The organism is Margalitia sp. FSL K6-0131, from assembly GCF_038008735.1.
Lineage (GTDB): Bacteria > Bacillota > Bacilli > Bacillales > Bacillaceae_C > Margalitia > Margalitia shackletonii.
Genome location: NZ_JBBOZS010000001.1, coordinates 4,533,256 through 4,551,188, shown reverse-complemented (window position 1 = coordinate 4,551,188; position 17,933 = coordinate 4,533,256). Strand labels below are relative to the sequence as shown.

Genomic DNA, 17,933 nt, shown 5'->3' with positions numbered 1-17,933 from the left:
ATACAGACAGTTCACAGGGTTGAATTTTATAATTTCCATATTAATAATGCAGAGAGACAGGACTCCACCAAAAGTCCTGTTTTTTTATGTTTTTAAAGAAATCCTGGATATAACGAAGGATTTGTCGAACTTTCACAGAAAATCTCTTAAAAAAATACTTAGTCAGCCGATATAAAGGGAGAAGTGAATAAATTATAGGGTGAATAATATGGACAAAACATCGGTTATTGGAGTTATATTAGGTTTTATTGCTGTCGGAGTAGGAATGGTGTTAAAAGGAGTAAATCCTTCTGTCATCATCAATCCTGCAGCACTATTAATTATTATTGCAGGTACTATTGCATCTGTAATCATTGCGTTTCCGTTAAGTGAAATTAAGAAGGTTCCTAAACTATTTAAAATCATTTTTAAAGAACAAAAATTGCTCGATGCTAAATCGATTATTACGTTATTTTCTGATTTAGCACAGCTGGCACGTAAAGAGGGATTACTGGCATTAGAAGGGAAGCTGTTGGAAGTAGAAGATCCATTTTTGAAAAATGGATTAAGTCTTGCTGTCGATGGTCAGAGCGCTGAATATATTCGTGATGTATTAAGCGAAGAGATTGATGCTATGGAAGAAAGGCATCAGGCTGGAGCAGCGATATTTTCACAAGCTGGCACATATGCTCCTACATTAGGGGTTTTAGGGGCCGTATTAGGATTAATTGCTGCCTTAGGTAATATGGATAATACCGATGAATTAGGGCATGCAATTTCTGCTGCTTTTGTGGCAACTATGTTAGGGATATTTACTGGATATGTCTTATGGAATCCATTTGCAAATAAGTTAAAGCAAAAATCGAAACAAGAAGTGAAAGTGAAAGAAATGATGTTGGAAGGAATCCTGTCCATTTTAGAGGGTGAAGCACCACGAGTCATCGAACAAAAGCTTGCATCCTATTTACCTGCAGAAGAACGTAAAAAGATTATGGCAGAAGGCAGTGAGTTCGCTAATGAGTAGGAGAAAAAAGAAGAATCACGACGATTCTCATATCGATGAGGCATGGCTGCTCCCTTACGCAGATATTTTAACCTTGCTGTTAGCATTATTTATTGTTCTTTTTGCCATAAGTTCGGTAGATGCACAAAAGATGCAAAAGCTTTCAAAAGTGTTTAACGGCATTTTTGTAAGCGGCGTTGGCGTGCTGGATTACACAAAGCCTGCTCCGCAGGATAGTATCAAATCAAATGACGGGATGAAAAACCAGGTTACTGCTCCTAAAACTAAACAAAATATTGATCAATTAAAAAAATTGCAGGATCAGGACAAAGAGGAACTGAAGGAACTACAAGCAAAAGTTAATGCATATATTAAGGAAAAGAAAATGGAGGGAAAATTCGCCACTTCCTTAACAGATGAGGGTTTATTATTAACGATTAGGGATAATGTTCTCTTTAAATCAGGACGAGCCGATATACGACCTAAGGATGTTCATACAGCGAAAGAGCTATCGAATCTACTTGTGATGAACCCACCGCGCAATATTATGATCAGCGGGCATACGGATAACGTTCCTATACATAATGCTAATTTTCAGTCTAATTGGGAATTAAGTGTTATGAGAGCCTTGAATTTTATGAAAATTATTTTAGAAAATAAACAACTGGACCCTAAAAATTTCAGCATAAAAGGCTATGGAGAATTTAAACCGATTGCTAGTAACAGTACTGATGAAGGCAGAGCGAAGAACCGGCGTGTTGAAGTTCTAATTATGCCACGGGTAAAAATGACTAAACAATAAAGGCTTTTTGTACAAGTAGGTACAGAAAGCTTTTTTCTTTGGATGTGAAAGATTAAAGCTTAATGGAGAGTGATAATAACAGAAGCGGCAGCACATAAGTGAAGTAATTCCACTAATCGACAAGATGTTATTATTTGCGGAATTATCAAATAATTTAACTTGATTTCTCGGGAAATAAATAGATTTTTGTCATTTGAAGTGAATTGTTTTGTCACGGAGTTATTTTAGCGATATGATGGTTGTGGTAAGTTCACATTAAATTGGGAATGACATACATATAGATAGGTAGGGCTGGTTCGGAATAATTGTCGTTACTCGTTTTGGTTAAAAAATCTTAGGCAGGGTTGGTTTCTGGATAATTTTTTACCATAATTAGAATTACGTATAAAAAGCAATAAAGTTAAGAAAAGAGCCATAGGTAAAGAAGTGAAAGGAAGATTAACATGATAACATTAAAATCACAGCGGGAAATAGATATGATGAAAAAAGCAGGAGAATTATTAGCAAGGACGCATAAAGAAATAGCAAAAATGATTAAACCAGGAGTAACTACTTGGGAAATTGATGAATTTGTAGATCATTTTCTAGCCGAAAATGGAGCGACTCCAGAACAAAAAGGATACAAAGGATATGAGTATGCGACATGCGCCAGTATTAATGACGAAATATGCCATGGTTTTCCAAGGAAACAGCCTCTCCAAGAGGGAGATATCGTAACGATTGACATGGTTGTCAATTTGAATGGTGCTTTAGCTGATTCAGCATGGAGCTACGCAGTTGGGAATGTAAATCCGCTTACCCAAAAACTCTTAGATGTGACGAAGGAATCCTTATATAAGGGTATTGAACAGGTGAAGGTTGGTAATAGGATTGGAGATATCGGTCATGCTATTCAAACGTATGTAGAAGCGCAAGGATTCTCTGTTGTCCGAAACTTTATCGGTCATGGAATTGGACCAACGATCCATGAAAAGCCAGAAGTTCCTCACTATGGTCTACCTGGAAAAGGACCACGTATTAAAGAAGGAATGGTATTTACTATCGAACCAATGGTCAATATTGGCGGCTTCGATACGAAAATGGATAACAATGGCTGGACAGCCCGTACAAGAGACGGTTCCCTTTCTGCACAATATGAGCACACCATTGCGGTAACGAATAATGGAATTATGATTCTTACAGATCAAGAAGATTAAATAAATAATATAAAAAACGGCATCTGAATTTAAAGATGCCGTTTTCATATTGCTTACTTGCGTATATTACCTAATTCCTCTACAATTGCTTGCATTTCATTCGGACTGAATGTGTTTTTCTTCATAACCATTTCATAAATATCGCGTAAATCATCGTACATTTCTTCTGTGTAATTAGCAGCTTTGATTGCTTCTGCATTAACCATTTTCAATTTTGTCGTTATTTGTGTAATCATGTATTCAATGTTTTCAGTCGTTTTATCAGTAAGATTCATGGCAAGCATCCTTTCGTGTCGTTTAGGAAATTTTCCTCCGTTTAGCTACAAGCGCTACGTCTCCTCCCTGTCGGTCAGGGCATCAGTTGAAAATGGAAGTACAATTTTCACTTGGTCAAAATTACATTTTAAATTATACTCGTTGAAAATTGAACTGCCTCGCCGTGTTTCCTTTATCTTAGTCGAAGATTCCGAAATTTAAGCAAGGCGCTTTCTCACTTGTTTTTAAAGGCTAATACTATATTTTCACGAAAAGAAACAGGTGTCAATTGGAATTTATCAGGATTATTTAATGGAATCATGTTTTTTCTATCTTGAACAAGGGAAAATAATGAACAAGCATGGTTACATAGTTGAGGTGAAAAAATGGGGAAAGGTTTTAATATTATTAAAAATGGATTATGGTTTGTTAAAGGCCTTGTGAAAAGAATTGATGGGAACGATATTAATGGTGTGGCGGCACAGTTAGCATATTTTTTTCTTTTATCCCTGTTCCCGCTTTTATTATTTATGGTTTCTTTACTTTCATTCCTTCCGATAACAACGGAAGATTTACTAAATGTAATCCGTGACTTCGCCCCTAAACAAACCACCGCCATGATTGAAGCAAATCTTCAAGAAATATTAAGTAACCGAAACGGGGGATGGTTGTCATTTGGAATCATTGCAGCACTATGGTCTGCTTCCCTAGGAATGAATGCCATTATTAGTGCAATGAATCGAGCATATGATGTAAAGGAAACGAGGCCCTTTTATATCACGAGAGGTTTATCTATTCTGCTAACGATTGCGATGATTCTTGTTTTATTAATTGCCTTAATTATCCCTGTATTTGGAGAAATCTTTGGGATCTATATTTTTTCTTATTTCGGTATATCTGAACAATTTATAAGTATATGGAATGGATTAAGATGGTTAATCAGTATTGTTATTTTATTTGTTGTATTTATGTGTCTATACTTCATTACACCAAATAAAAAGATAAAATGTTTAACTGTGATCCCAGGTGCTTTTATCGCCACAATAGGATGGGCGTTTGTTTCCTTTGCTTTCTCTTATTATGTTGGGCATTTCGGTCATTACTCCACAACATATGGAAGTTTAGGGGGAATAATTGTATTAATCCTTTGGTTTTATCTGACTGGCTTTATTTTAATGATTGGCGGAGAAGTGAATGCGATGCTTTCGGATAAACAAAAGCCTTGTTAAAAAGTCTCTTTCTAAAATCTAACAAGAAAAGATGCCCCGAAACCAAGCTTAATAAAAAAGAATAACTTAACAAAAGATACCACGAAAGCTTTTTATGTTAAGGAAGAAACTAATGATGCAAGTTCATTTCCGATGAAAAGAGGGATACGAATGGGCAAAACGAAGCAAAACAAAAAACAAAAGCCTAAGGGAAAAACATCCGGTTCAGCAAATGGGCAAAACGGGTACCACTAAAAATTAGGACAGAAAAAAGGGTGGCGAATCGGCCACCCTTTTATTAAAAGAGGAGAGAAGCGGGCATCGACTCGTCTCTTACTAAAAACTGAAATAGGAACTCCACGTCTCGCTTATCCTTACACCGACGGGCAAGGCATTTTGGCTTTCTTACTTCTGTTTAACGGTGACAAGTGATTTATGCCCAAAGGTGAGAATAGTAAGAAAGACTACAAAAAGTATAGTACTAATAATATGGAAATAACTGATATTCCGGAAAAATTGAATAAATAAACCGCCGATAAATGGTCCGCCTAGGCTTCCCAGACTATAAAATATCCCACACATTAAATTTCCGGTGGGCAGTAAATTCTTTGGCATTAAGTCTGCCATATAAGAAATTCCAAGTGAAAAAGTGGAACCTACCAACATTCCGGCAATAAACAGGCAGAGAAAAAGGGCTGTTATCGAACCTTCTACAAAGCTTGCCGTTGTAAAGCAAATACTTCCAAAAAGCAGAATGAAGATTAAGATGTTCCGCCTTCCATACTTATCACTCATCATGCCAAGCGGAAGCTGGAAAACAATAGATCCAATTGCAAAGGCTGCCAAAAGGATGGATACATTTTTTACATCAATACTATTTCGGAGTGCATAGACCGGAAAACTGCCGTTTAAGGATGACTCTAAAAATCCATATCCTAAAGGCGGCAAAAAGGCAACCCAACCATATTTAAGGGCAGATGAAAACCGTTTGATAGTTTTTAAAAATGAATTTACTTCGATATCTTGATCCGGAAATTCATTTTTTAAGGTAAAAACAAATAACCAGCCGATTAAGCATAGTAACGATGAAATGATAAACGGCAATGCTTGATTGACTTTTACTAAAGGTGTCATCAAAGGACCTACCGCAAATCCAATTCCAAAGAACAACCCATATAATGAAATATTTCTTCCTAATTTTTTGGGGGAAGAAAAGGATGTAATCCATGTCTGAGTGGCAAAATGCAATGCATGATCGCCAATCCCAATAAGCAGACGTAAGAAAAACCAAAACCAAAATGTTTTCCATAAAGGAAAAGAGATTAAGGAGACAACGACTGCTAAACCACCAAATATAATAATGGGTTTATAACCGAACCTTCTCAGCGGCTGTTCCATGAAAGGAGAGGCAACTAGTGTTCCAATATATAAGGCAGTTGCATTAATCCCATTCAAGGAGGAAGGCAAACCGCTATTTTCAAATATGACAGAGATTAAAGGAAGCAGCATTCCTTGTGAAAATCCAGAAATCGAAACAATACTAACTAATATCCAAAATCTAAAATTATTTTTCCCCATATGTATTCCCTCGGTGATTATTTTTTTCTAACTATCATAATACCTAATTGTGGCAACTATTGAAATGCAATTTAACAAAATTCTTATTATTACAATTTATTGGCATAATTTTTTGTGGTGTTTTACATATCATTAAAGAAAGAATGTTTTCGTACAACTAGTTGTTTAGCTCTCTTTGAGATTTTCGGGGCATCTTTCGTAAAACATAACTGCTTTTCCAAGCCCAATTGAGAAATGATTAAAGAACGATAAAAAGAGCAGAATATCTTTCCTGCGTTTTCGTTTTTAGAAGGGGTTAACATAATAGAAGGCGGTGTTCGTACAGATTATAGCTTTTCGCTCTTTGTGCAAAATAATAAAAACAGTATAGTTTCGCGGGATCTTTTCTAAAAAAGCTTCGATTTTAAAATAAGCAGAGAAATGATTGCAAAAAGCAACAAAAGTTAAGAAAAGAGCCTTAGAAAGCAGCAAATTTTTTAGGAGGCTATTATGAATAAAGTCTTTGCAATAATGGTTTTCATTGGGGTACCAATATCAGTTATTGGAGCAATTTTTCATTGGCCAAGTGTCATCATGTTTATTATATATTGTTTAACGATCATTGCTTTAGCAAGCTTTATGGGAAGAGCTACTGAAAGTTTAGCTATTGTAGCGGGGCCGAGAATTGGTGGTTTATTGAATGCAACGTTTGGCAATGCAGTGGAGTTAATTATATCCATCTTTGCTATCCGAGCGGGGTTAAACGAAGTAGTTCTCGCTTCCTTAACAGGTTCTGTATTAGGAAATCTGCTTTTAGTAGCAGGTATGTCTTTTCTTGTAGGCGGACTTAAATTTAAACGTCAAAAGTTTAATGTTTATGATGCTCGGCACAATTCCGGATTATTGATTTTTGCAGTACTCGTCGCTTTCGTTATTCCGGAAGTTTTCTCCATGAACCTAAATTTATCGAACACCATCCATCTGAGTGTTGGGGTAGCGATTATCTTAATTTTGCTTTACCTTGCCGCATTATTCTTTAAACTAGTAACGCATCGAGGAATATATCAAGATCCTTCAGTTAGTGAGGATGATGAGCAGGAGGAACCGGAATGGAAAAAAGGAAAAGCCATTACAATTCTTTTTTTGGCAACCATTGCAGTAGCTTATATCTCGGAAAATCTTGTTCATACTTTTGAGTCTGTAGCAAGAAGCTTCGGGTGGAGCGAACTATTTATCGGTATTATCATTGTTGCAATCGTTGGAAATGCAGCAGAACACGCATCTGCGATCTTAATGGCTTATAAAAATAAAATGGATGTTGCGGTGGAGATCGCTTTTGGCTCAACTTTGCAAATATCCATGTTTGTAGCACCATTACTTGTCATTTTATCGCTATTTTTCAATCATCCAATGCCGCTTGTGTTTACAATGCCGGAATTAGTTGCAATGGCAACCGCGGTTATGTTATCCATCATTTTAGCAAATGACGGGGAGACGAATTGGTTCGAGGGCGCTACCTTATTGGCAGCATATATTATTATGGGAATCGGGTTTTACTTACTTTAATGCTCAAGCTTCCGTTCTATTTTATATGAAAATGCGACCACTTAGTCCACATTACTAAGTGGTTTTTTCATCCGCGTAATATGAAATTTTGTGGATAAGAAATAATCCGACTGGAAAAATTAAAAACAAATGATTACTTATTTTTTGAAGGGAGTCTCTCACTATGAAATGGCAAAGGCTTTTACTTGTGTTTTTATTAATTTTTCTATCTGCAACGCCTAGCGCATTCGCAAATAAAGTAAGCCCACCACCTGCAGGGATGAAGAAAATGACGATTCCTTCTTCTGTGTTAGATATTACGAAGGAAAATACGTATCCAAACCCAACGCAGGATCTTCCATATTTGCAACCAAGTGAGTTTACCAAAAAGGTTTTAAAAACATCTAAAGTAAAGATTGATAATCCAAATTTAATAAGAATGTTAAATGAATCGTCTATTAATAATTCACCTTTATCCATTGGCCTAAGAGCCACTATTTATTTGGGAGAATGGCCGCTGAATTATGAATCAATGGAAACATCCCCAAATTGGCAATATCAAAAGATCAATACCAATTATTTTGACAATCGCGGTGGGAATTCCAATTACCAAATCCATTATGTGCAAGAAACTCAAAAAGTGGTGAGAGGCGGATTGACTGCAAAAGTAGACAAAGCAGAGGATGTTAAGAAAATGATGCTTTTAAAAGCAATGAACACCACAAATCTACCTCTTTCCTTTGAAACCATCATTGGCGGAGGTACAAAGAAAGACCGTGTTTATAATATTCCTCCGAAAAGACTTGGTTACCTTTATGCATATGCGCCTGCCATCAACGAAAAAGGCAAGGTTACTTATGGAGAAGTATATTTAGTATTAAAAGGAAAACAGAAAAAAATCATGGTTAAAAACGTAACATCCCAAGGAATAGGCGCTTGGATTCCGGTACAAGATCATATTTCTTTTGGGTTTTTGGCGAGCGATCATCCACGGTAAAAATGTAGTAAACTGCACCCCGCGAAGGTGCAGTTTTTCGCTTGAATAAGGTGGTAGTCTAGGCGGCTAAAACTTTAACCGGACAGAGGTTCCGTTATCTGTGACAAAAAGGGGGTTTTTTGGGAATTAGCGGACACACGATCCGTTATGGAGGCAAAAGGTAGCCATTTTCCAATGATTTTCATCCAATAACGGAATGAGAGTCCTCTAACATGATAAAAAAGCTGTTTTTGAAAGGAATAACGGAACGTGTGTCCGGAAAAATGCAGATAGCGGTAAAGGATAAGATAGCTAAACCACCGTCCGGACAGAGTTTCCGTTATCTGTGACAAAATTTGTACGTTTCACTGAATGTAAAATGCCTTATTCCAAAAATTCCACGAAAAATCTTGCATTTCTCCAAATAGATAATATAAATCCTTATTAAAAAGTCAAAAATAGAAATAAGTTGTCCTTTAACAATTGCACATCTAACAATTTTTGTTATTATATAAGTGGGTCTACAGAAACGTACTAGTTAAAAATCTATTAAGGGATGGTTTCGAGGCATTTTTTCTTAAAGGAATATCTATTTCTAAAGCCAACCTAAGGAATAAAGATTTTCGATTAAAAACATCAATGCATAAAAAACAGCCTTAGAAAGGAGAGACATCATGGGAAATGCCGTTCATGATAAAGAATCACAAGTAGAATATTTGAAACACCGTTTAAATATGTTCTTAGAGGTTATTGACTCCATGGATCCGGAAAAAACGGATCTTGAAGATATCGATCGTTTAATCCAGATGATAGATGACTTAGAACTTAAATGCGAACAATTTAATAAGTAATGAAAAAGGTCAGCCTGAAAATGGTTTGGCCTTTTTTTCATGATAAAAGTTTAGCTACAGCGCCTATCGGCAAGCTTTCGTCTCTTCCCAGCGGATAAAAAATCAACGCGTGAACTACTTCACTGTGTTTTCGTTGATCCCGCCTGCAACTACGAAATCCGTACGATAGAACTGCGGCGCTTTGGAAAAATCTCTTCTTTAATAAATCCATTGATAGGAGTATAATTGGAGGCGGAAATATACATATAAAAGAACTAAGCTGCAAGGGAGAGAAGAAAATGAACGTAGAAAAGTTCCAAGAGAGCATGTACCAATTAATTGTGGAAACGTCTACAAACTTGCCTAAGGACGTCCGCAGAGCTGTAAAAAAAGCAAAGGAAAGTGAAAGTGCCGGCACTCGTGCAGCATTAAGCTTAGGAACCATTACAAATAACATTCAAATGGCAGACGAAAATATCTCACCAATTTGTCAAGATACTGGTCTTCCGACATTTAAAATCAAAACTCCAGTTGGGGTAAATCAAATAAAAATAAAAGAAGCAATCTACAATGCCATTGAACAAGCAACAAATGATGCCAAGCTCCGTCCAAATTCTGTTGATTCTTTAACAGGAAAAAACAGCGGGAATAATCTCGGCGGCGGAACACCGGTTATCAAATTTGATCAATGGGAAAAGGATTATATCGATGTGCGTCTTATTTTAAAAGGCGGCGGCTGCGAGAATAAAAATATTCAATACAGCTTGCCTTGTGAATTAGAAGGTTTAGGACGTGCTGGACGCGACTTAGATGGAATTCGTAAATGTATCCTTCATTCTGTGTACCAAGCTCAAGGTCAAGGCTGCAGTGCCGGCTTTATTGGGGTTGGAATCGGCGGGGACAGATCTTCCGGATACGATCTTGCAAAAGAACAATTATTCCGTTCCGTGGAAGATGTCAATCCAAACGAAGATCTTCGCAAACTCGAAGACTACATCATGGAAAACGCTAATAAGCTTGGTATCGGTACAATGGGATTCGGCGGCGAAACTACCCTTTTAGGCTGTAAAATTGGCGTTATGAACCGTATTCCGGCTAGTTTCTTTGTATCTGTAGCATACAATTGCTGGGCATTCCGTCGTCTCGGCGTAACTGTTGATCCTGAAACAGGCGATATTCAAGAATGGTTATATCAAGATGGTGAAAAAATTGAATTCCAAAATGATGCAGAAAAAGAAACTGCTGCAGCTTCAGAAGAACAAACAAAAGTAGTATCGCTAAAAGCTCCTATTACAGAAGAGCAAATCCGTGAATTAAAAGTAGGAGATGTTGTTCGTATCGATGGCCGTATGTATACAGGCCGTGACGCGATTCATAAATACTTAATGGACAATGATGCACCGGTGGATCTTAACGGACAAGTCATCTATCATTGCGGACCAGTTATGGCAAAAGATGAAGAAGGAAACTGGACAGTGAAAGCTGCTGGACCAACTACATCTATTCGTGAGGAGCCTTATCAAGGCGATATCATGAAGAAATTTGGTATCCGCGCTGTAATCGGTAAAGGCGGTATGGGTCCAAAAACACTTGCTGCGCTTAAAGAGCATGGCGGTGTATACTTAAACGCAATTGGCGGGGCAGCACAATATTATGCAGACTGTATCAAAAAAGTCGATGGTGTGGATTTAACACAATTCGGTATTCCAGAAGCAATGTGGCACTTAAATGTAGAAGGCTTCACTGCCGTAGTTACAATGGATTCTCATGGTAACAGCTTGCATGCTGATGTAGATAAATCATCATTAGAAAAATTAGCACAATTTAAAGAGCCAGTTTTTAAATAATAATTAAAACGAAACGCTTGGAGCCAATTACCTCCAAGCGTTTTCTTAATACCCACGCGGTTTATAATTCAACTTTCTCAAAAGAGTATTGGTTTCCCCTTCAAATAGAAAAAGATGGGTTCTATTTTTTTCATCCATTACTAAATAAAACGGGTGTTCTTTTGGTGGAAAAACAAGAATTACCTGATTCAATCTACCGTGCAGCCATTGATTTCGTATCTCCACAGCAGGCTCCAGCGGAACTTTTATCATAAAACCTCTGCTCGGAATAGGTTTTACTTTCGGATAAACACTTGTTGTTCGCTCTAAAAATCGTTTCACATCTTCTTGAATATCAGCAGACATAGGGACTTTCTTTACTACCCTTTCCTTGCCTATATCATAAATTTCAATTTGTTTATTGGTTTGTGCTGAGGCGTTTGTAGTCGTCAAAAAAAGGAGCAGAAAACTAAAAAACAGTTTTTTTATCATGGATTTCACCTCATTTTTAGTGATTCCCCAAACAATAGAATGTATTTTGCAACAAATCCCCCAATAACGGCAAATTATATAATTTTTATCCACAATCTTTCAACTATCCACAACAAATTTTTTGACAAATGGAAAGTTTTCCACTTTTCATTCGAAATAATCCACAAACTCTGAATAACTTTATTTTCTATCCACAATTTTGGCAATTATTAACCGGAATAGTTTTATTTCGGAAGTAAAAAAATATAGAAAAAGAGAGGTGCCAAAATGAAAAAGTGGTTTATGATTCCCATAGCAATTTCATTATTATTAGCTATCACCTATCCTACCTATGCCATTTCAAATCGAGCTGTCCATTGGGGCTTTACAAAAGGGAAGAACGAACAACAAGCAGATGCCGGGAAGGAATATGATGAACTGTTAAAAAAGCATCATGCTGTCTATAAAGGAAATCCACAAGACAAAATCTTGTATTTAACTTTTGATAATGGCTATGAAAATGGGTATACAGAAGCCATTTTAGATGTGTTAAAAAAGGAAAAGGTACCCGCTACTTTTTTTGTGACAGGTCATTATTTAAAATCACAGCCTAATCTAGTGAAAAGAATGGTAAAAGAAGGCCATATCATTGGTAACCATTCCTGGAGTCACCCTGATATGACGCAAATATCGGATGAAAAAATAAGAGAAGAATTACGAAAGGTAAAGGAAGAAACGGCACGCATTACGAAGCAAAAAGAAATGCACTATTTACGTCCTCCAAGGGGAATATTAAGCGAGCGCACAATGGAGATTGCTAATCAGGAAGGGTATACACATGTGTTATGGTCACTCGCCTTTTTAGATTGGAGAATCAATCAACAAAAGGGCTGGAAATATTCCTATGATAATATCATGGCTCAAGTCCATCCTGGAGCTATTATGCTTTTGCATACCGTATCAAGAGATAACGCTGAAGCACTTGAAAAGTCCATTAAGGATTTAAAAGAGCGCGGCTATCGTTTTGAAAGCTTAGACTACTTTATGATGAAGGAAAAAGTAAAAAGTCCGCTGCCCGGATCCTAAGGCAAAAAAATAAAGGCCTGTTGTTGGGACAGGTCTTTTCTTAGTTGTTTTTATTTTGTTCCATATCTTCCTTCGTTGCAATACGGAAAATCATGTCTAATCTTATTTCGCTCTCAGTAACTCCATATTCATGGCAAATACTGTCCCTGAATTTTTTGTTAAACTTAATCATCATTTGAAGGTCGTTTTCACACGCAACTCCAAATACATCTTTAATAACGTCTCCATACCGCAATTGTGTTTCCGTTGCAATAGTGGTGATATTTCTCTCTGGGTTATTTAAAAAGTATAAAGTCTCTATAGCTGTTGCCAATCATATCACCCTTTCATTTTAGATAAATTGTGGATTTGAATAATGAATAACCATATTAAATTCACATGGTTCCTCTTTTAGATTCCGATACATTTGATCAACGTCAGTGGAAAAGGAAATCGCATCCCCTTTTTCTAGTGTGTACTCTTCCTCCCCAATTTCAATCGATAAGCTCCCGGTATAAACGGTAACAATTTTAATAACGCCTATTCCTTTCGCTTCTGAATGATGAGTGCATCCTGGCATCATCCGAATATGATAGTTTTCTAAAGGAATTCCCGGAGAAGCGAATGTATTATATGTCTCAAACAGATCATTGTCTTCCTTTAAAAATGGCTGATCCTTCATCGGAAGATATTTAATGGACGGATTTTGCATTAAAAAGGAAGCAATTGGCACCTGCAAACCAGCTGCAATTTTCCAAAGCACCGCAACGGTTGGATTTGATGTACCGCGTTCAATTTGACCGAGCATTGGTTTGCTGACTCCCGTAATCTCTGCAACCTCATCCAAAGAAAGCTTTCGTTGCTGCCTGTAAAAGCGTAAACGCTGACCAATTTGTACAGATAAGAAGTTTTTGTCCATAACGCTCCTTTGATGTGTATGCTATATTATTTCTTTATTTATATTATAACATATTTTTGCTCGCAATTGGGTGAATGGTGCATATTGGTAAAGATTATTGCTGTTTAACATTGTGGTATAATACAGAAAACTAAAATGCGAATTACATATGAAACATGGACAGGCGGAGTGATTATTGTTGAAAAACGAGAAAACATTATTGATAAAAGAAAAACAACAATTCCCTTTAACAATCAAACGATTAGGAATTAACGGAGAAGGGGTTGGCTACTTTAAAAAACAAGTCGTCTTCGTACCGGGTGCTCTTCCAGGTGAAGAGGTCGTAGTAGAGGTAACAAAAGCTCATCCCAAATATGCAGAGGCAATTGTGAAAAAGGTGCGAAAACGTTCTGAGCACAGAGTAAAAGCACCGTGCATCGTCTATGAACAATGCGGAGGATGTCAGCTTCAACATTTAGAATATGGCCAACAACTGAAAGAAAAGCGAGACATTTTGATTCAGGCGCTAGAAAGACATACCCGTTTTCATTTAGAGGAGATGGATATCCGAGAAACAATCGGAATGGACAACCCCTGGCATTATCGCAACAAGAGCCAGTTCCAGCTTGGAGAGGACCACGGAAAAGTCATCGCTGGAATGTACAGTATTGATTCCCATAGATTAATCAACATTCCAGAATGCATCGTCCAGCAACCAGTTACCAATAAAGTAACTAATGTCGTAAAACAAATCTTAGCTGATTTCAAAATCCCTATTTATAATGAAAAAACAAGAAAAGGTATTGTCCGGACGATCGTAACACGTGTAGGTATCGAAACAGGCCAAGTTCAAGTTATGCTTGTCACAGCTAAAAAAGAATTGCCACGTAAAGAAATGATCATTTCTGAAATTAAAAAGCGATTACCTGAAGTTGTGTCCATCATGCAAAACGTAAATCCGAAAAAGACGTCGATTATTTTGGGCGATGAAACTATTCATTTAGCCGGTGATAAAATTGTGGAGGAACGTCTTGAAGAATTTACATACGAGTTATCGGCCCGTGCATTCTTCCAGCTCAATCCTGTTCAAACGGTCAAACTATATAACGAAGTAAAAAAAGCGGCCGGACTTACAGGAAAGGAAAAAATCGTGGATGCTTATTGCGGTGTGGGAACTATTGGACTCTGGTTGGCAGACGGTGCCGCTGAAATTCGCGGTATGGATGTCATCCCTGAAGGTATCGAGGATGCTAAGAAAAACGCAAGGAAGCATGGTGTAGAAAATGCCAGCTATTTTACGGGCAAAGCGGAAGAGCTCATGCTGAAATGGGTGAAAGAGGGATGGCGACCAGATGTGGTAGTGGTGGATCCGCCAAGGACAGGCTGTGATGCGAAATTTTTAGATACGATTTTGAAAGTGAAACCGAAGAAGTTTGTATATGTATCGTGTAATCCATCTACGTTGGCTAAGGATCTTCAGGTGTTGAGTTCAAAGTATAAGGTGGAGTATTTGCAGCCTGTGGATATGTTTCCGCAGACGGCGCACGTTGAGACGGTAGTATTGATGTCAAGGGTTGAAAAATAGGACTATTCAAAGTACTGATAAATAAAGGGTTTCCGAGGTTGGAAGATTTTCTGTCTGATGACTGGCAGTGCCTTTCAATCTTGAAAATCCTTGTTTTTGTTTATTGAGGAAACAGGTCGACTGTAATAAAGTGCGTGGGGTTGAGTTGACAGAATAGATAACTTCATAGGGTTGTGGAGATAGAATAGATGTGGTCTGAGTATAGGAGAAGAGCTGTGCATTAAATTGAAAATTACTACATTGCTGCTTTTGGGCAGCGTTTAAGTAAGATGTTCTTGACAAAAGGCAGCGAAGATGATAAGATGATGCAGAGGTGAGAGGATGCCTGAGATAGGACAAATGATTAAAAGTCGTCGAGAAGCCATGGGGCTTTCTCTTAAAAAGTTAGCAATTGCTTGTGGCTCAAGCGACAGTGAAATAATGAAAATTGAGAACGGAACTAGAAAAAACCCTAATTGGGCAACATTATGTGAAATCGCACGTGCTTTAAATTTTCACCCGTTTGAAATATTGTTAGCCGCAGGTTATATATCAGAAAATGATATGCATCCCAATTGCCAGATTCATGGTTTAGAAAACTTAGATGATGAGGGGGTAGCAATGGTGCAATTGTTCATAGATTTTTTGACTATGCGGAACGGTAATAAAATTGGTATTTCAAAGGAGGGAGAGTGATATTATGATATTTAGATTAGGTGAATTATTTTGCGGCCCAGGTGGGATCGCTTGGGGTGCAATGAATGCTAGTATTGAAGATCCAAACTTTGCGATTGTACATCAGTGGGCAAATGACTATGACGCAGATACCTGTGAAACATATAGATTAAATATCTGTCCTGATACTCCTAATACTGTTTACCATGCGGATATTCGCAAATTCGATATGTCTAAACTAGCCCCGATTGATGCATTGGCATTTGGTTTCCCATGCAATGACTATAGTGTTGTTGGTGAGCAAAAAGGTATGGACGGGGTATTCGGTCCCTTGTATTCGTATGGTGTCAAAGCTCTAAAACTGTTTAAACCCAAGTGGTTTTTAGCAGAAAATGTTGGAGGACTTAGAAATGCAAATGATGGGAAAGCCTTCACTAAGATTCTCAAGGAACTGAGGGAAGCTGGCTATACAATTACACCTCATCTCTACAAATTTGAGGAATACGGAGTCCCTCAAGCGAGGCACCGTTTGATTATCGTTGGCATACGGGATGACATCGATGTTGAATTTAAAGTCCCATCGACAGCACCCTATGTCGGAATCGATAATACTTGCAAAAATGCAATAGAAAATCCCCCTATTCCAGAGGATGCATATAATAATGAATTGACAAGACAATCCGAAACTGTTGTTAGAAGGTTGCAGCATATTCTACCTGGACAAAATGCATTTACGGCAGACCTTCCAGAAGATTTGCGACTTAATATTAGAGGAGCAAAAATAAGTCAAATATATAAGAGGCTCGATCCAACTAAGCCTTCCTATACGGTTACGGGAAGCGGTGGTGGAGGAACACATATTTACCATTGGGAAGAACCACGAGCATTGACTAACAGAGAGCGGGCAAGATTACAGACTTTCCCTGATACTTATAGATTCGTAGGAAGTAAAGAGAGTGTACGCAAACAAATTGGAATGGCAGTACCTTGTCAGGGTGCAAAAATCATTTTTGAGGCAATATTGAAGTGTTTTGCTGGAATTGAATATGAGAGCGTAGAGCCAAGTATTAAAGAATGAAAAAGCAGTTACTTTGTAGAGAAGGCAAAGTAACTGCTTTGTTTATACATGGAAATCCATAAAGTACTGCTCATCGTCGATTTTGTAAAAGGTAACATCTGTTCTTCCATAGTTTAGTAAATCTTGTTTTGTTACGAACGCACCATTTCCAAGACCTAAACGGTTTCGGAAGTATTCTCCGAGTTGAGCGTTGCTAAGAGGTGTTGTAATTGCTTTGTCGTTTTGTTGCTCAACTCTTAGGAGAAGAGTATGACCATCGTCTGTAATAACAGTAAAGTGTTGTTTATTTAACGGGAAGAAACCGCTTCTTGCAATTTTTGCAGGAAGATGTATATAAGCTTCGTTTTTGTTTCTGCCCTTTCGTTGACCCCAATTTAATCCGGATTTTTCTCCAACTTCACCCTTATTTGTGAGAAGCGATAGAGTCGTAGAAGTAATACCCTCGCCAGCCAAAGTGGTTAGAGGCTTGTTTTCAGCATCAAGAATTTGATGTGTTGGACGGAGAACGATATGGTCTTCGACCTCTGCATGGTTACAATAAATTGAGTTTGCTTCAACTTCTTCATAAAACTTATAAGCTTCTTTAGGATCACAGCATACAACTATTTCTTTTCTGGATTGGATAAATGCATTCTGCACAAAATCAGCTGAACCTGTATATGCCTGTACTGGTGATTCTTCCTTTAGCCAAATGTATAAATTTGCGTGAACTGGAGGGTTTTCGCAAACATAACTACATGAAAAGCTATCCACTGCTTTTGGATATGTTTTGCCATGGAGTTCCATAAAGCCCTCATGTATAGGAACGCTTAATCCATCGTAAGGAACCATTCCAATAAGCAATGAAATATTTAGAGGGTGCATATTTTGTTCTTGAAAACTCTTAATAAGCCATGATGCCATATTAGGGGTAGCATATCCGCTTAATATTAATAAAGTGTCCGCTCCTTGGAGTGGAGGGGCAAATAAAATCCTTTTTGCTATGTTGTTGGTGAACATCCATTC

General features: G+C 37.6%; 18 protein-coding genes. 12 read left to right on the top strand and 6 right to left on the bottom strand.

Going from position 1 to position 17,933, the window contains the following annotated elements; translation table 11 throughout:
- The first annotated feature begins 208 nt into the window (after nucleotides 1–208).
- The 3 genes from motA (at nucleotide 209) to map (ending at nucleotide 2,980) form a co-directional block, all read left to right on the top strand.
- Nucleotides 209–1,003 (top strand): flagellar motor stator protein MotA, encoded by a 795-nt coding sequence (motA, locus tag NSQ59_RS22305; RefSeq protein WP_055742233.1) that lies wholly within the window; start codon nucleotides 209–211, stop codon nucleotides 1,001–1,003.
- Complete coding sequence (motB, locus tag NSQ59_RS22300) at nucleotides 996–1,784, top strand: flagellar motor protein MotB (RefSeq protein WP_340832796.1); 789 nt, start codon at nucleotides 996–998, stop codon at nucleotides 1,782–1,784. The genes motA and motB overlap by 8 nt, the downstream gene beginning before the upstream one ends.
- Before the next feature lie 443 nt (nucleotides 1,785–2,227).
- The gene (gene map / locus NSQ59_RS22295; RefSeq protein WP_340832795.1) at nucleotides 2,228–2,980 is read left to right on the top strand and encodes a type I methionyl aminopeptidase; all 753 of its coding nucleotides are present in this window, start codon (nucleotides 2,228–2,230) and stop codon (nucleotides 2,978–2,980) included.
- Nucleotides 2,981–3,033: 53 nt separating this feature from the next.
- Here map and NSQ59_RS22290 read toward each other — a convergent pair whose 3' ends face one another.
- Nucleotides 3,034–3,255, bottom strand: a complete 222-nt coding sequence (locus tag NSQ59_RS22290; RefSeq protein WP_055742506.1) for a DUF1128 domain-containing protein — start codon at nucleotides 3,253–3,255, stop codon at nucleotides 3,034–3,036.
- A gap of 366 nt (nucleotides 3,256–3,621) precedes the next feature.
- Between NSQ59_RS22290 and NSQ59_RS22285 the strand changes: the two genes are divergently transcribed.
- On the top strand, nucleotides 3,622–4,464 hold the full coding sequence (locus NSQ59_RS22285) for a YihY/virulence factor BrkB family protein (RefSeq protein ID WP_055742230.1): 843 nt from the start codon (nucleotides 3,622–3,624) through the stop codon (nucleotides 4,462–4,464).
- Nucleotides 4,465–4,848: 384 nt separating this feature from the next.
- Here NSQ59_RS22285 and NSQ59_RS22280 read toward each other — a convergent pair whose 3' ends face one another.
- Nucleotides 4,849–6,021, bottom strand: coding sequence for an MFS transporter (locus NSQ59_RS22280; RefSeq protein ID WP_340832794.1), 1,173 nt, complete (start codon nucleotides 6,019–6,021; stop codon nucleotides 4,849–4,851).
- A 489-nt stretch (nucleotides 6,022–6,510) separates the two neighbouring features.
- Here NSQ59_RS22280 and cax point away from each other — a divergent pair, with 489 nt between their 5' ends.
- From cax to NSQ59_RS22260, 4 genes are all read left to right on the top strand, one after another.
- Nucleotides 6,511–7,566 carry a calcium/proton exchanger gene (gene cax, locus NSQ59_RS22275; RefSeq protein WP_055742228.1) on the top strand — a complete coding sequence of 352 codons (1,056 nt, stop codon included), beginning with the start codon at nucleotides 6,511–6,513 and terminating at the stop codon, nucleotides 7,564–7,566.
- 163 nt (nucleotides 7,567–7,729) lie between these two features.
- On the top strand, nucleotides 7,730–8,542 hold the full coding sequence (locus NSQ59_RS22270) for a YfkD famly protein (protein WP_055742227.1): 813 nt from the start codon (nucleotides 7,730–7,732) through the stop codon (nucleotides 8,540–8,542).
- A gap of 653 nt (nucleotides 8,543–9,195) precedes the next feature.
- Nucleotides 9,196–9,372 (top strand): SE1561 family protein, encoded by a 177-nt coding sequence (locus tag NSQ59_RS22265; RefSeq protein WP_163258571.1) that lies wholly within the window; start codon nucleotides 9,196–9,198, stop codon nucleotides 9,370–9,372.
- Nucleotides 9,373–9,650: 278 nt separating this feature from the next.
- Entirely contained in the window at nucleotides 9,651–11,198 is a 1,548-nt protein-coding gene (locus NSQ59_RS22260) for a fumarate hydratase (RefSeq protein ID WP_055742226.1), read from the top strand.
- Between the two features lie 45 nt (nucleotides 11,199–11,243).
- Here the strand turns inward: NSQ59_RS22260 and NSQ59_RS22255 are convergent, their stop codons facing one another.
- The gene (locus tag NSQ59_RS22255; protein ID WP_055742225.1) at nucleotides 11,244–11,669 is read right to left on the bottom strand and encodes a hypothetical protein; all 426 of its coding nucleotides are present in this window, start codon (nucleotides 11,667–11,669) and stop codon (nucleotides 11,244–11,246) included.
- 267 nt (nucleotides 11,670–11,936) lie between these two features.
- On the opposite strand from NSQ59_RS22255, the gene pdaA reads away from it, so the two are divergent.
- Complete coding sequence (pdaA, locus tag NSQ59_RS22250) at nucleotides 11,937–12,734, top strand: delta-lactam-biosynthetic de-N-acetylase (protein ID WP_445669221.1); 798 nt, start codon at nucleotides 11,937–11,939, stop codon at nucleotides 12,732–12,734.
- Nucleotides 12,735–12,774: 40 nt separating this feature from the next.
- On the opposite strand, the gene NSQ59_RS22245 is transcribed toward pdaA, so the two are convergent.
- Complete coding sequence (locus NSQ59_RS22245) at nucleotides 12,775–13,047, bottom strand: hypothetical protein (protein ID WP_055742223.1); 273 nt, start codon at nucleotides 13,045–13,047, stop codon at nucleotides 12,775–12,777.
- A gap of 18 nt (nucleotides 13,048–13,065) precedes the next feature.
- A complete protein-coding gene (locus tag NSQ59_RS22240) occupies nucleotides 13,066–13,632 on the bottom strand; it encodes a helix-turn-helix domain-containing protein (RefSeq protein WP_340832791.1) in 567 nt (188 codons plus the stop codon).
- 178 nt (nucleotides 13,633–13,810) lie between these two features.
- On the opposite strand from NSQ59_RS22240, the gene rlmD reads away from it, so the two are divergent.
- From rlmD to NSQ59_RS22225, 3 genes are all read left to right on the top strand, one after another.
- Complete coding sequence (rlmD, locus tag NSQ59_RS22235; protein ID WP_340832790.1) at nucleotides 13,811–15,196, top strand: 23S rRNA (uracil(1939)-C(5))-methyltransferase RlmD; 1,386 nt, start codon at nucleotides 13,811–13,813, stop codon at nucleotides 15,194–15,196.
- Between the two features lie 321 nt (nucleotides 15,197–15,517).
- Nucleotides 15,518–15,871, top strand: a complete 354-nt coding sequence (locus tag NSQ59_RS22230) for a helix-turn-helix domain-containing protein (protein ID WP_001114081.1) — start codon at nucleotides 15,518–15,520, stop codon at nucleotides 15,869–15,871.
- Between the two features lie 4 nt (nucleotides 15,872–15,875).
- Entirely contained in the window at nucleotides 15,876–16,928 is a 1,053-nt protein-coding gene (locus NSQ59_RS22225) for a DNA cytosine methyltransferase (protein ID WP_000577432.1), read from the top strand.
- Between the two features lie 42 nt (nucleotides 16,929–16,970).
- On the opposite strand, the gene NSQ59_RS22220 is transcribed toward NSQ59_RS22225, so the two are convergent.
- Nucleotides 16,971–17,927, bottom strand: a complete 957-nt coding sequence (locus NSQ59_RS22220; protein ID WP_000494898.1) for a restriction endonuclease PLD domain-containing protein — start codon at nucleotides 17,925–17,927, stop codon at nucleotides 16,971–16,973.
- Nucleotides 17,928–17,933: the final 6 nt, after the last annotated feature.

Coding starts and splice junctions, on each gene's coding strand:
- motA (WP_055742233.1), top strand. CDS start 209: ATGGACAAAACATCGGTTATTGGAGTTATATTAGGTTTTATTGCTGTC.
- motB (WP_340832796.1), top strand. CDS start 996: ATGAGTAGGAGAAAAAAGAAGAATCACGACGATTCTCATATCGATGAG.
- map (WP_340832795.1), top strand. CDS start 2,228: ATGATAACATTAAAATCACAGCGGGAAATAGATATGATGAAAAAAGCA.
- NSQ59_RS22290 (WP_055742506.1), bottom strand. CDS start 3,255: ATGAATCTTACTGATAAAACGACTGAAAACATTGAATACATGATTACA.
- NSQ59_RS22285 (WP_055742230.1), top strand. CDS start 3,622: ATGGGGAAAGGTTTTAATATTATTAAAAATGGATTATGGTTTGTTAAA.
- NSQ59_RS22280 (WP_340832794.1), bottom strand. CDS start 6,021: ATGGGGAAAAATAATTTTAGATTTTGGATATTAGTTAGTATTGTTTCG.
- cax (WP_055742228.1), top strand. CDS start 6,511: ATGAATAAAGTCTTTGCAATAATGGTTTTCATTGGGGTACCAATATCA.
- NSQ59_RS22270 (WP_055742227.1), top strand. CDS start 7,730: ATGAAATGGCAAAGGCTTTTACTTGTGTTTTTATTAATTTTTCTATCT.
- NSQ59_RS22265 (WP_163258571.1), top strand. CDS start 9,196: ATGGGAAATGCCGTTCATGATAAAGAATCACAAGTAGAATATTTGAAA.
- NSQ59_RS22260 (WP_055742226.1), top strand. CDS start 9,651: ATGAACGTAGAAAAGTTCCAAGAGAGCATGTACCAATTAATTGTGGAA.
- NSQ59_RS22255 (WP_055742225.1), bottom strand. CDS start 11,669: ATGATAAAAAAACTGTTTTTTAGTTTTCTGCTCCTTTTTTTGACGACT.
- pdaA (WP_445669221.1), top strand. CDS start 11,937: ATGAAAAAGTGGTTTATGATTCCCATAGCAATTTCATTATTATTAGCT.
- NSQ59_RS22240 (WP_340832791.1), bottom strand. CDS start 13,632: ATGGACAAAAACTTCTTATCTGTACAAATTGGTCAGCGTTTACGCTTT.
- NSQ59_RS22230 (WP_001114081.1), top strand. CDS start 15,518: ATGCCTGAGATAGGACAAATGATTAAAAGTCGTCGAGAAGCCATGGGG.
- NSQ59_RS22225 (WP_000577432.1), top strand. CDS start 15,876: ATGATATTTAGATTAGGTGAATTATTTTGCGGCCCAGGTGGGATCGCT.
- NSQ59_RS22220 (WP_000494898.1), bottom strand. CDS start 17,927: ATGTTCACCAACAACATAGCAAAAAGGATTTTATTTGCCCCTCCACTC.